This window comes from Actinocorallia sp. B10E7, from assembly GCF_039871655.1.
Lineage (GTDB): Bacteria > Actinomycetota > Actinomycetes > Streptosporangiales > Streptosporangiaceae > Actinocorallia.
In genome coordinates this window covers 820109-832347 of the sequence record NZ_JBDPLZ010000002.1, presented here as the reverse complement: position 1 = coordinate 832347, position 12239 = coordinate 820109, and the positions used below count along the sequence as shown (strand labels likewise).

Below are 12239 nucleotides of genomic sequence, written 5' to 3'. Positions count from 1 at the left end.
TAATTCTTCCACCTCGCGGCCACCACCCGGACACGGCGTCCGGAACGTGAGACGCGCTCAGCCGTGCAGCAGCACCGCGATCAGCGTCCCGGCCAGCATGAACGGCCCGAACGGGAAGGACGAGCCGCGCCCCGCGCGCCGGGTGGCCAGCAGCGCGGCGCCCCACAGCCCGCCCAGCACGTGGATCGCCACGACCCCGGTGACGAACGCCTCCAGGCCGAGCCAGCCCAGCACCAGGCCCAGCGACGGCGCCAGCTTCACATCGCCCAGGCCGATCTGGGAGGGGGCGGCGAACCACAGCAGCCCGTAGACCAGCAGCAGCGCCCCCATCCCGTACAGGGCGCCCCGGAAGGTGCCCGGGGCGGCGCCGTCCGGTTCTCCGAGCGCCGCGGCCCCCAGCAGGACGAGCAGGGCCGGCGGGAGCGGCAGCGTCAGCGGGTCGGGCAGCCGCAGCAGCTCGGCGTCGATGAAGGCCAGGAACGTCCCGGCCAGTCCGAGGACGGCGAAGGCCGCCAGGTCGGAGCGGGGCCCCAGGCGCCAGGCCAGGAGGGCCAGCACGGCGGCCGTGACCAGGGTGACCGGCACGGGCCGCCGCCGGACGGGGTCGAACCAGGGATCCCGGGGGGAGGTCTGGGTCACCCGGGTGACACTACCGGCGCGAGACCGCCAGTTCGACGCCCCCGACGATCCTGCCGCGCAGCACGTCGGCCAGCCTGTCGCCGACCCGCCGGACGGCGGCCTCCTCGTCCACGCCGGGGTCCACGCTGAAGCGGACGGCCAGCTCCGCGCCCTCGCCGGGGCCGACCTTGACCCCGGTGACCCCGGCCTCCAGGCCGAACGCCGCCTCGATCGCGGCGAGCACCTCGGGGTCCTGGTGCGGCGGGGGCACCGGGCGGCCCTCGGCCAGCAGGTGCAGACGCACCCCGTCCACCGCGAACGGGATCGGCCCTGCGACGTCCAGGACCAGGGCCTCGGCCCCCTCCTCGAGCGCGGTCTTGCAGGCGTCGGGGGCCCAGACCGGCACCGGCCGGGCGTCCGGGCGCCACAGCTGGAGGGTCTGCAGCGAGGTGAAGCCGAGCACCCCGCGCCGCCCGTCCGCCCCGACGAGGGTCGGCAGCGCCATCTCGCTCTCCTTCTCCCGGCGCATCCCCTCGACGGTCTCCTCGGAGGTGAGGACGGCGACGATCGGCACCAGCACCCGGCTTCGGGACAGCGCGTCGAGAACGGCGTGTTCGCCGCCCTGACCCGCGGCGTACGCGGTGAGCGCGGCCGTCAGGGCCGCGTCGGCGCTCCCGTCGTCGTCGGGGAACTGGGGTTTGATGAGAGACGGTCCAGCCACGCCACGAAGGGTATAACCATCCTCCGCCGAGACGACGCCGGTTCCCCCTCGCGCCTCAGGGCCGTCGCAGGCCGCGCCGCAGCCGCTCCACCGCCTCGTCGATGACCTCGTCCTTCTTACAGAAGGCGAACCGGACGTAGTGCCGTCCCCGCGCGGGATCGGCGTAGAAGACCCCGGTGGGGATGCACACGACTCCGGCGAGGCCGGGCAGGGCCCTGGCGAGGGCCTCGCCGTCCTCGTGGCCCAGGGGGCGCGGGTCGGCCTGGACGAAGTAGGTGCCCTGGGGCCGGTGGACGGTGAAGCCGGCCGATTCCAGCCCGGCCGAGAGCCTGTCGCGTTTGGCCTGCAGGGACCCGCGCAGCCCCTCGACCCAGTCGAGTTCGTGCCGCAGGCCGTGGGCGACGGCGTGCTGCCACGGGCCCGCGCCCACGTAGGTGAGGAACTGCTTGACCGTCTTGACGGCCCGTATGTAGGGCTCGGGCGCGCAGACCCAGCCGGTCTTCCAGCCGGTGACGGAGAACGTCTTGCCCGCCGAGGAGATCGTCACCGTCCGCTCCCGCATGCCGGGGAAGGCCGCCAGGGGCAGGTGCACGGCGTCGTCGAAGGTCAGGTACTCGTACACCTCGTCGGTGATCGCCGTCAGGTCGTGCTCGACGCAGATCCCGGCGACGAACCGCAGCTCCTCCTCGGTGAAGACGGTTCCGCACGGGTTGTGCGGGGAGTTGACGATGACGGCCTTCGTCCGGGGTGTCACGGCCCGGCGGAGCTCGTCGGGGTCGAAGGTGAAGCGGCCTCCGTCGGGCCGCAGGGTGACGGGGACGATGCGGGCCCCGGCCAGCGCGACCGTCGCGGCGTAGGAGTCGTAGAACGGCTCGAAGGCGATCACCTCGTCGCCGGGCCCGGCGAGGGCCAGGACGGCGGACGCGATCGCCTCGGTGGCACCCACGGTGACGAGGACCTCCGTGTCGGGGTCGTACTCCTGGCCGTAGCGGGCGAGGCGCTGCTCGCTCACGGCCCGCCGCAGCTCGGGGATCCCGATGCCGGGCGGGTACTGGTTGCCGCCTTCGCGGATCGCCTCGACGGCCCGTTCCAGCACGCTCGCGGGCCCGCCCTCGTCGGGGAAGCCCTGCCCCAGGTTGATCGCCCCGGTCCGGACGGCCAGCGCGGACATCTCCGCGAAGATCGTCGTCCCGAAGCCCCGCATCCGCTCGACCAGTGGATCCCGCACGGGACCACCCTAAGGACTGTCTCGAAGTCGAGACAGTCCGGTGCCCGGCGGCGTCTGCCCGGCGGGACCCGTGACGGGTCCCGGTCCGGGGTCGGCGCCGCTGGCGTTCCGGATGCGGCCGAGCAGAGGCCTCCCCTTCGGGGCGGCTGCCGCCTCGCCTCCCTTCCCCGCCTGTTGGGGCGGGGCGGGTGCGGGTGGCGGTTGACTCGGCCAGGGCTCCTTGCAGCCCCAGCCCGAACACGCCCAGGGCGTGCCGGGAAGAAGAGAAGTCGACCGACGCCGTGCGGGGGTCGGCCGCATCGGTCCAGGTGACGAACGCGCCCAGTGCGGCCGAGACCAGGTCCCGGTCTGCGGTCAGCCCGCAGGACGGGCAGTGGTGCACCCGCTGCCGAAGGGTCTTGGGTGTTCGCTGGCCGCACAGGCAGTGCTGGGACAGGGCGGTGGTGAACGTCGATGCCCGTCCCAGTCGGCCGCCCGCAGCGGCGCATTCGGCGGCCAGCGCCGTCTTGAGCATGCCGGGGGTGAACACCGCGCAGGCCCGTCCCCACAGCCGGAACCAGGAGCCGACCGTTCCGTCCTCGATGGTCAGCCGCACCCCGTGGGCGGCGGTGATCCGCTCGGCTGCCCGCCTGGCGCGAGCTCGCCTGGCTTCGGTGCGTCCAGCTTGGTCGGCGCGGGTGCGGGTGCGCAGCGCCCGGTAGCCGCCGGTGGTCCGGTCCTTGCGGTAGGAGGTCAAGGGGCGGCCCGCCGCATCGGCCAGGCGTGGCCCCTTGGGGAGGTCGACCCGCCGCTCGGGCAGTCCGGCGGCCCGCCTGCGCTCGCGCCGTCTGCGCTGGCGGCGCGACAGTTCGTAGCGGGCCTTGTTGTTGGCGCGGCGTGAGCGCTCCAGCGCCCGGGCGCGCCGGCGGGCTCTGGTCCGCTGGCGCTGCACGGCGGCGCGCTCCAGGTCGGTGAGGGTGATCTGGTCGGCCAGCACCGGCCCGCCGGAGGGGTGCAGGGCGGCGGGCAGGGAGACGACGGAGAGGTTGGAGACGTTGAGGTCCACCCCGCCGATCCGCTCCACAGCAGCCGTCTGCCGTCGGCGCTCGTCCGTGGCCGGGAAGGTGTAGCCGCCGTCCAGGACCATCAGGTGCGCCTCGTACACCCACCCGCCGGGAGCCGCGGGATGGGGTCGCCGCACCAGATCGATCTTGTGCCAGGACTCGGGCCTGCCCAGGAAGTGGCACAGCCGCCTCCACCGGCCCGCGCCCTGGGGCAGCCGCACCGGCAGCACCAGCTCCCCGCGCACGCTGTCGGGGCCGCCGGTGAACACCACCGCCAGCGGCCCCTCATGCTCCCACCACAAGGCCCTGCCCCCGCGAGCGGCGGCAGGCCGGGGCGCGGGCATACGGCGGGGCTGGGCCAGCACCGGCATCCCCGGTGCCAGCCGCGCGGCCTGCGCGGGAGACCTCACCTCCGAAGGCAGGCCGGGATGGCGCCAGGCGTCCAGATGGCCCTGCAGGCTGCCGTGCAGCCGGAACGTCTCCCACTTGCGGGCCGTCGTGTGTGAACGGGCCCGGCCGGGGATGCGCGTGTACTCCCACCACGAACCCGTCCGGGTTCGCCCGGCGCGCCTGCCGGAGGCGTCGGGGAACAGGTGCCGTTCCACCCCGGTCCACACCTCGTCGGCCTGATGCAGCGCCAACGCCTTGGTGGCGTGGTGGCGCAGCCAGCCCGAGGCGTCCAGATGCCCATACGCCGCCCGCTCCAACGCCGGACGCGTCAGGCCCACCTCACGCCGCCAAGCCGCCGCGTCCGCCTCCCGGCGACGCCCGCCCTTCCAGAACGCCTCCGTCCGGGAACGGGCCTCGCGCTGCACCGCCCGCTTGAGACAGAACATCGCTCCGAACAACGCCTCCAACCGGGCGGAGGCCTGCTCGTCCACCACCAGCGGCAGGCGGATCACCGACACCGGTCCGTCCCACCGCCACGCCGCAGCCTTGTTCGCACCCCGTGTGGGACGCGCACCGCCCTCGAGGCCACCGGAGGCATCCGGCGGCCCCGACCTGGTGGCGGCGGTCGTCTGCATGACCCCGGATCCTGCCATGAGCGACCGACAGAACGCAGAGAGTCACCAAAATTCTTTCCGACCTCCGGTAAACCGCACCGGGAATCCCTCCTCAGCGCATCCACCGATCCGCCTGCGACCGGACTTCGAGACAGGCTCTGGGCCGTCGCCGGTCCGGCGGCTCAGCTCAGGCGTCGCGCCGCAGGAAGAGCAGATACGCCGGGACGAGGACCGCCGCGAGGTAGCAGCAGAAGACGCCGAGGCCGGGCAGGGGCGCGAGGTAGGTCTCGTTGGGGTGGACGACGGTGACGGCGGAGCCCGCCTGCGAGGGGATGAGCCTGCGGACGGCCAGCCACCGCTCTCCGGGCAGGAAGGCGGCGATGATCGGGAGGACGAACATCAGGCCGACGACGGTGGTGATGGCGGCGGCGGTGTGCCGGAGCAGGACGCCGATGCCGAAGGCCAGCAGGGTGACCAGGGTGAGGTAGAGGCCGCAGCCGGAGACGGCGCGCAGGACGCCCGGCTCGCCCAGGGAGACGTCCAGGTCGCGGGAGGCGAAGAAGAGCTGGCCGAGCAGGAAGCTGGCGAAGGCCGAGACCTGGCCCACGGCGAGGGCGACCGCGCCCAGCACGAGGACCTTGGCGGCCAGGAAGCGGGTGCGGTCGGGCACGGCGGCGAGCGAGACGCGGATCGTGCCGGTGGAGTACTCCGAGGTCATGGTCAGGACGCCCAGGACGGACAGGACCAGCAGCCCGATGTTGGTGCCGGTCATGGCGTAGGAGGTGGGGTCGAACAGCGCCCTGTCGCGTTCGGGCAGCCGGTCCCAGCTCGTGACGAAGGCCAGCGCCAGCAGTCCGCTCAGCCCGACGGAGACGACCAGGGTCGCCAGGACCGTCCAGTAGGTGGAGCGGACCGACCTCAGCTTGAGCCACTCCGAGCCCACCGTGTGGCCGAAGGCGGGGCGCCTGCGGGGAAGGGGCCTGGCGGGGGCCGCCGTCAGGTGCAGGGGCGGGTTCCTCCTCCTCACGCGGCCTCCCTCGGGATGTCGGCGTGGTACTCGACGCTCTCTCCGGTCAGCCGCAGGAAGGCCTCCTCCAGGGACGCGCGGACGGGGCTCAGCTCGTGCAGCGCCACTCCCGCGCGGGCGGCCAGCTCCCCCACCGCGGGGGCGGAGGCGCCTCTGATCCGGAAGGACCCGCCGGGCTCCGGCTCCACCCGCAGGCCACGCCGGACCAGCAGCGGGCAGAGCATGTCCGGGCGGGGGGTGCGCACCCGCAGGTAGTGCTCGGAGTTGGTCTCGATGAACTCCTTCATGCCGGTGTCCGCCAGGATGCGGCCCCGGCCGATGACCAGCAGGTGCTCGGCGGTCAGCGCCATCTCCGCCATGAGGTGGCTGGAGACGAAGACCGTCCGGCCCTCGGCCGCCAGGCTCCGCATGAGGGTGCGGATCCACAGGATGCCCTCGGGGTCGAGCCCGTTGACCGGCTCGTCGAAGATCAGCACGGCGGGGTCGCCGAGCAGCGCGGCGGCGATGCCCAGCCGCTGGCCCATGCCCAGGGAGAAGCCGCGGCACGGGCGGTCGGCGACGGCGGACAGGCCGACCAGCTCCAGCACCTCCTCGACCCGTCCGGCGGGGATCGCGTTGGCGGCGGCCAGGCAGCGCAGGTGGTTGCGGGCGCTGCGCCCGCCGTGCACGGCCTTGGCGTCGAGCAGCGCCCCCACTTGGCGCAGCGGCGCGTGCAGGTCGCGGTAGCGCCTGCCGCCCACCAGGGCGGTGCCCTCGCTGGGCCGGTCCAGGCCGAGGATCATCCGCATCGTGGTCGATTTGCCCGCCCCGTTGGGGCCGAGGAATCCGGTGACCGTTCCCGGCCGCACGACGAAGTCCAGCCGGTCGACCGCGGTCCTGTCCCCATAACGTTTGCTCAGCCCCCGTGCCTCGATCACAGCCTCGGTCTACCAGCGGTTCTGGGCGCGTCGCGGAGGGTGCGGGAAAAGCGGACCGGGAATTTACCCGGCTGTCCGGGGGTTGTCGCGTCCGTGAAGATCGACATCTTTTCCGACGTCGTCTGCCCCTGGTGCTACCTCGGCCAGGCCCGGATGCGGGCCGCGCTGAAGGACTTCCCCGGGGAGGCGGAGGTGTCCTGGCGCCCCTTCCAGCTCGACCCCTCGGCCCCGGTGCGGGACGGCGGACTGGCCGACGACTGGCTGCGCGAGAAGTTCGGCGGCGCCGACAAGGTCGCCGCCGCCCACGACCGGCTGCGCGCCCTGACATCCGCGGAGGGGCTGCCGTACGCGCCGGAACTGGCGAGGCGGGCCAACAGCCTCTCGGCGCACCGGGTGATCTGGCTGGCCGGCGAGGCCGGCGACGACGGCGTCCAGGACGCCGTGGTCTCCCGGGTCTTCCGGGCCCACCACGCCGAGGGCCTCGACGTCTCGGACGAGGAGACGCTGGCGGATCTGGCCGGCGAGGCCGGTCTGCCGGGCGGGCGGGTGCGGGAGATGTTCGCCTCCCGGGAGGGCGTGGCCGAGATCGGGGCCGGGCTGGAGCACGCCAGGGCGCTGGGCGTCAGCGGGGTGCCGTTCTTCCTGTTCGAGGGGCAGTGGGCGGTCTCGGGCGCCCAGCCCGCCGAGGTCCTGTCCGCGGCGCTGTCCGAGGTCGCGGGCAAGCTCGGCTGAGCCCCCCGGCGTCTCGGCACCCCTCGATTCTCTTGTGCCCGGGAACAGGCGATACTTCTGGTTCGGAGGTGTTCGCTGGTGTCTGGACCGCTCGACGGGGTGCTCGTCGTGGATCTCAGCCGGGTGGTGGCGGGTCCGCACGCGACCCAGACGCTCGGCGACCTCGGCGCGCGGGTGATCAAGGTGGAGCAGCCCGGCGGGGACGAGACCCGCGGCTGGGGGCCGCCGTTCGCCGACGGGGTGAGCACGTACTACCTGTCGTGCAACCGGAACAAGGAGTCGATCACCCTCGACCTCAAGGACCCCGCCGGCCTGGACGTGCTGCTGCGGCTGGTCCGCCGGGCGGACGTGCTGGTGGAGAACTTCCGCACCGGGGTGATGGACCGCCTCGGCCTGGGCTTCGACCGGCTGCTGGAGGCCAACCCCCGGCTGGTCGTCATGTCGGTGACCGGTTTCGGGCACGACGGGCCCGAAGGCGGGCGTCCGGGATACGACGCGATCGTGCAGGGCGAGGCGGGCCTGATGAGCGTGACGGGCCCTCCCGGGCAGCCCAGCAAGGTCGGGATGACGGTCGCCGACATGCTCGCGGCGCAGAACGTCGTCGCCGGAGTGCTCGCAGCGCTGTACGAGCGCACGAAGACGGGACGCGGCCAAGTCGTCCGGACGTCTCTGCTGGCCTCCGTGGTGGGCGCGCACGGCTTCCAGGGGACGCGCTGGACCGTCGCCGGAGAGGTGCCGGAGTCGCTCGGCAACGACCATCCGTCCCTGGCCCCGTACGGGACGTTCCGGTGCGCGGACGGGCTGCTGCAGATAGGCGTGGCCAACCAGTCCATCTGGCGGAGGTTCGCGCCCGTCGTGGGACTCGACCCCGACGACCCCCGGTTCGCGGAGCTCCCCGACCGCACCCGGCGCAGGCCCGAGCTGACCGCGGAGATCGAGAAGACCCTCGCCGCCGAGCCCCGCGCGGTCTGGCTGGAGCGCTTCGCCGGAGCCGGAGTCCCGGCCGGCTCCATCCGCTCCCTCGACGAGGTGTACGACTGGGAGCAGACCCGCTCCCAGGGCCTCGTGGTCACCGTGGACCATCCCGAACTCGGCGAGATCGAGCTTCCCGGGCCCGCGCTGCGCTTCGACGGGCACCGGTTCGAGCACACCCCGCCGCCCCTGCTGGGCGAGCACGACGCGTCCGTCCGGGCCTGGCTGGACGAGCAGGACGAGCAGGACGCGCACGACGAGACGGAGGACTGAGGGCATGGCACTGCTGGGCGGACACGACGGGCGCCCCCTGCGCGTCGCGGACGAGAAGACCACCCGCGAGGAGCTGTTCGCCCGCGCGGCGGCCGTCGCCGGGCGCGTGGGCGGGGCCCGCGCGGTCGCGGTGAACGCCACCGCCACCCTCGACACCGTGGTCGCCGTGGTCGGCTGCCTACTGGCCGGGGTGCCGGTGGTGCCGGTGCCGCCGGACTCCGGGCCCGCCGAACGCACCCACATCCTCACCGACTCCGGCGCCGAACTGCTCGTCGGCGACGGCGACTTCGGGCTTCCGTCCGTCCCCGCCACCGGGCGCGGCACGGCTTCCTTCCCCGAGCCGCCGGGCGGCGAGACCGCGATGATCCTCTACACCAGCGGCACGACCGGCCCGCCCAAGGGAGTGATGGTCTCCCGGGACGCGATCGCCGCCGACCTGGACGCGCTCGCCGAGGCCTGGGCCTGGACCGCGGAGGACACCCTCGTCCACGGCCTGCCGCTCTTCCACGTCCACGGCCTCGTCCTGGGCGTGCTGGGCGCCCTGCGCACGGGTTCGGCCCTCGTGCACACCGGGCGCCCGACGCCCGAGGCGTACGCGGCGGCCGGAGGCACCCTGTACTTCGGCGTCCCCACCGTCTGGTCCCGCGTGGTGGAGTCCGGGGCGGCCGAGGCTCTGCGCGGCGCGCGGCTGCTGGTCTCGGGCAGCGCGGGCCTGCCCGCCCCCGTCTTCGAGGCGCTGGAGGCGAGGTCGGGGCACCGCGCCGTCGAGCGCTACGGCATGACCGAGACGCTCATCACCGTCAGCGCCCGCCATGACGGGGAGCGCCGCCCGGGCCAGGTCGGCCTGCCCCTGAAGGGGGTGAGCACCCGGCTCGTCGCCGAGGACGGCGGCCCCGTCCCGCACGACGGCGAGAGCCCCGGCGAACTGCTCGTGTGCGCTCCGACGGTCTTCAACGGCTACCTGAACCGCCCCGAGGCCACCGCCGAGGCCCTGCGGGACGGCTGGTTCCGCACCGGGGACATCGCGACGATCGCCCCCGACGGCTGGCACCGGATCGTCGGCCGCGCCTCCACCGACCTGATCAAGAGCGGCGGCTACCGCATCGGCGCGGGCGAGGTCGAGGCGGCGCTGCTGGCCCACCCCGCCGTCCGGGAGGCCGCCGTGATCGGCACCCCGCACCCGGACCTGGGCGAGCAGGTGACGGCGTTCGTCGTCGTCTCCGACGCGGTCGGCGAACGGGAGCTGATCGACTTCGTGGCCGGCGGCCTGTCCGCGCACAAGCGGCCCCGCGCCGTCCGCCTGGTCGACTCGCTGCCGCGCAACGCGCTCGGCAAGGTGCAGAAGAAACTGCTCCCCGGACTCTGACGGCGTCCGGGCGGCGGACCGGACGCCGGGGGCGGGCGGTCGGGTGGTTGAATCGAGGTGTGGAAGATCGCGGAACCGCCCGGCGGCTCATCGACCTGACGCTCGATCCGGGCAGCTGGCGCTCCTGGGACTCCCCGCCCCGCCAGCCGGCCGGCTACGCCGGTGAGCTCGCCGCCGCCGCGGAGCGGTCCGGCGTCGACGAGGCCGTCCTCACCGGGGAGGGCCTGCTGGACGGGCGGCGGGTCGCGCTGGTCGTCAGCGAGTTCGGGTTCCTGGCCGGATCGATCGGGGCGGCCACCGCCGACCGGATCGTCGCCGCCGTCGAACGCGCCACCCGGGAGGGCCTGCCGCTGCTGGCCGCGCCGTCCTCCGGCGGCACGCGCATGCAGGAGGGCACCTTCGCGTTCGTGCAGATGGCGCGGATCACCGCCGCCGTCATGGCGCACCGCGCGGCCCGCCTCCCCTACCTGGTCTACCTGCGGCATCCGACCACCGGGGGCGTCCTGGCCTCCTGGGGGTCGCTCGGCCATGTGACGGTCGCCGAGCCCGGCGCGCTCATCGGCTTCCTCGGCCCCCGGGTGTACGAGGGGCTGTACGGGGAGCCGTTCCCCGAGGGCGTGCAGCGGGCGGAGAACCTCGCCGCCCGCGGCCTGGTCGACGCCGTCGTCGCCCTCGAGGACCTGCGCCCGGTCGCCGCGCGGGCGCTGAACGTCCTGATGCCGCCCCGCACCCCGTACGCCCCCCTGTACCGCTACGCCCGGCCCATGGGAGAGCCGCCGGGGGCCTGGGAGTCCGTCCGGCACACCCGCCGGGACGACCGTCCCGGCGTGCGGGAGCTGCTGGACGAGGCCTCCGACGTCAGCCTCCTGTCGGGCACCGGCGAGGGCGAGAACGACCCGGGGCTGCTGCTGGCGCTGGCCAGGTTCGGCGCCGCCCGCTGCGTGGTCGTGGCCCAGGACCGGCACAGCCAGCGCACCGGCCACCCGATCGGACCCGCGGGGCTGCGGGTCGCCCGGCGCGGCATGCGGCTCGCCGCCGAACTGGGTCTGCCGCTGGTCACCGTGGTCGACACGCCCGGCGCGGTGCTGTCCGCGGACGCCGAGAACCGGGGCCTGGCCGGGGAGATCGCCCGCTGCCTGGCCGACCTGATCACCCTGGACACCGCGACCGTCTGCCTGCTGCTGGGAGAGGGCGCGGGCGGCGCGGCGCTGGCCCTGCTGCCCGCCGACCGGGTGTTGTGCGCCGAGCACGCCTGGCTCTCGCCGCTGCCGCCCGAGGGCGCGTCCGTCATCGTCCACCGCACGCCCGGCAGGGCCGCCGAGCTCGCCGAGTCCCAGGGCATCCGCGCCGCCGACCTGCAGAGCCGCGGCATCGTCGACTGGATCGTCTCCGAGCAGCCGTTCGCCCTGGCCGGAGAGCTGGAGACCGCCGTGCTGGCGGCCTGCTCCCTGCCCGCGCAGGACCGCGCGGCCGCCCGCGCCTCCCGCTTCGAACGCCCGGCCTAAAGCCTGCGGTGCTCCAGGGACGGCAGGACGCGGCGGACCTCGCCGGTCAGCGTCAGGTCCACCGGGAGGGTGCGGACGGCGGGGAACGGGCCCAGGTCGGTGACGACGGTGCCCATCGGGTCGACCAGCATGCTGCGGCCCACCCCGGTGCGGCCGCCGTGCGGGGGGTCGCTCCGGTCGGGGGCCTTGCCCACGGCGACCGTCCAGATCGTGTTCTCGATCGCGCGGGCCCGCACCAGGGTCGTCCAGTGCTCCTCCTTGAAGGGGCCCTGCGCCCAGGCCGCGGTCACCACCAGCAGGTGCGCGCCTTGGTCCACCAGGGCGCGCGCCAGTTCGGGGAACCGGACGTCGTAGCAGGTGACCAGGCCGAGCCGGATGCCGCCGACGTCCACGACGACGGGCTCGGATCCCGGCGCGACGGTGTCGGACTCGGCGAAGGCGAACGCGTCGAACAGATGGATCTTCCGGTAGGAGCCGGCCAGCGCCCCCGAGGAGTCGATCACCACGGTGGTGTTGTGGGTGCGCCCGTCGGAGGCGGGCTCGAAGACCCCGGCGACCAGCGCGGTGCCGTGCTCCGCGGCCGCCTCGCGCAGCCCCTTGACGAACGGTCCGTCCAGGGGTTCGGCGACCCTCCGCAGGCCGTTGCCGAACCTGATCATGGTGGCCTCGGGGAAGACGGCCAGGTCGGCGTCCCCGGCCCGCGCCAGCGCCTCGCGCACCGCGGCCAGGTTGGCCTCCGGCTCGTCCCCCACCTCGATCTGACACAAAGCTACCCGCATGGGGCCAGTCTGCCCTGTCCTTCCGGCGGAACCGAGACGGCGCCCCGTCGCACC

Annotated in this window: 12 protein-coding genes; 6 read left to right on the top strand and 6 right to left on the bottom strand. The window is 74.4% G+C overall.

What is annotated here, in order from left to right:
• Nucleotides 1–57: 57 nt before the first annotated feature.
• From ABGB12_RS09045 to ABGB12_RS09035, 3 genes are read right to left on the bottom strand one after another with little or no spacing between them, the layout of a single operon-like run.
• A complete protein-coding gene (locus ABGB12_RS09045) occupies nt 58–639 on the bottom strand; it encodes a prepilin peptidase (protein WP_347675820.1) in 582 nt (193 codons plus the stop codon).
• A gap of 10 nt (nt 640–649) precedes the next feature.
• Entirely contained in the window at nt 650–1339 is a 690-nt protein-coding gene (locus tag ABGB12_RS09040) for an SseB family protein (RefSeq protein WP_347675819.1), read from the bottom strand.
• A gap of 55 nt (nt 1340–1394) precedes the next feature.
• On the bottom strand, nt 1395–2567 hold the full coding sequence (locus tag ABGB12_RS09035) for a pyridoxal phosphate-dependent aminotransferase (protein ID WP_347675818.1): 1173 nt from the start codon (nt 2565–2567) through the stop codon (nt 1395–1397).
• A 521-nt stretch (nt 2568–3088) separates the two neighbouring features.
• Here ABGB12_RS09035 and ABGB12_RS09030 point away from each other — a divergent pair.
• Nucleotides 3089–3268, top strand: a complete 180-nt coding sequence (locus ABGB12_RS09030) for a hypothetical protein (RefSeq protein WP_347675817.1) — start codon at nt 3089–3091, stop codon at nt 3266–3268.
• Nucleotides 3269–3757: 489 nt separating this feature from the next.
• The gene (locus ABGB12_RS09025) at nt 3758–4240 is read left to right on the top strand and encodes a hypothetical protein (protein WP_347675816.1); all 483 of its coding nucleotides are present in this window, start codon (nt 3758–3760) and stop codon (nt 4238–4240) included.
• Between the two features lie 561 nt (nt 4241–4801).
• On the opposite strand, the gene ABGB12_RS09020 is transcribed toward ABGB12_RS09025, so the two are convergent.
• Together ABGB12_RS09020 and ABGB12_RS09015 are read right to left on the bottom strand one after the other, a co-directional pair.
• The gene (locus ABGB12_RS09020) at nt 4802–5641 is read right to left on the bottom strand and encodes an ABC transporter permease (RefSeq protein WP_347675815.1); all 840 of its coding nucleotides are present in this window, start codon (nt 5639–5641) and stop codon (nt 4802–4804) included.
• A complete protein-coding gene (locus ABGB12_RS09015) occupies nt 5638–6558 on the bottom strand; it encodes an ATP-binding cassette domain-containing protein (protein WP_347675814.1) in 921 nt (306 codons plus the stop codon). Before ABGB12_RS09015 ends, ABGB12_RS09020 begins: the two co-directional genes overlap by 4 nt.
• 93 nt (nt 6559–6651) lie before the next feature.
• Between ABGB12_RS09015 and ABGB12_RS09010 the strand changes: the two genes are divergently transcribed.
• The 4 genes from ABGB12_RS09010 (at nt 6652) to ABGB12_RS08995 (ending at nt 11406) form a co-directional block, all read left to right on the top strand.
• Nucleotides 6652–7290, top strand: coding sequence for a DsbA family oxidoreductase (locus ABGB12_RS09010; RefSeq protein WP_347675813.1), 639 nt, complete (start codon nt 6652–6654; stop codon nt 7288–7290).
• 78 nt (nt 7291–7368) lie between these two features.
• Nucleotides 7369–8535 carry a CoA transferase gene (locus tag ABGB12_RS09005; RefSeq protein WP_347675812.1) on the top strand — a complete coding sequence of 389 codons (1167 nt, stop codon included), beginning with the start codon at nt 7369–7371 and terminating at the stop codon, nt 8533–8535.
• A 4-nt stretch (nt 8536–8539) separates the two neighbouring features.
• A complete protein-coding gene (locus tag ABGB12_RS09000) occupies nt 8540–9901 on the top strand; it encodes an acyl-CoA synthetase (protein WP_347675811.1) in 1362 nt (453 codons plus the stop codon).
• A gap of 59 nt (nt 9902–9960) precedes the next feature.
• Nucleotides 9961–11406 (top strand): carboxyl transferase domain-containing protein, encoded by a 1446-nt coding sequence (locus ABGB12_RS08995; protein ID WP_347675810.1) that lies wholly within the window; start codon nt 9961–9963, stop codon nt 11404–11406.
• Here ABGB12_RS08995 and ABGB12_RS08990 read toward each other — a convergent pair.
• Nucleotides 11403–12185 carry a carbon-nitrogen hydrolase family protein gene (locus ABGB12_RS08990; RefSeq protein WP_347675809.1) on the bottom strand — a complete coding sequence of 261 codons (783 nt, stop codon included), beginning with the start codon at nt 12183–12185 and terminating at the stop codon, nt 11403–11405. The genes ABGB12_RS08995 and ABGB12_RS08990 overlap by 4 nt on opposite strands.
• Between the last annotated feature and the right edge of the window lie 54 nt (nt 12186–12239).

Coding starts and splice junctions, on each gene's coding strand:
- ABGB12_RS08990 (WP_347675809.1), bottom strand. CDS start 12,185: ATGCGGGTAGCTTTGTGTCAGATCGAGGTGGGGGACGAGCCGGAGGCC.
- ABGB12_RS09000 (WP_347675811.1), top strand. CDS start 8,540: ATGGCACTGCTGGGCGGACACGACGGGCGCCCCCTGCGCGTCGCGGAC.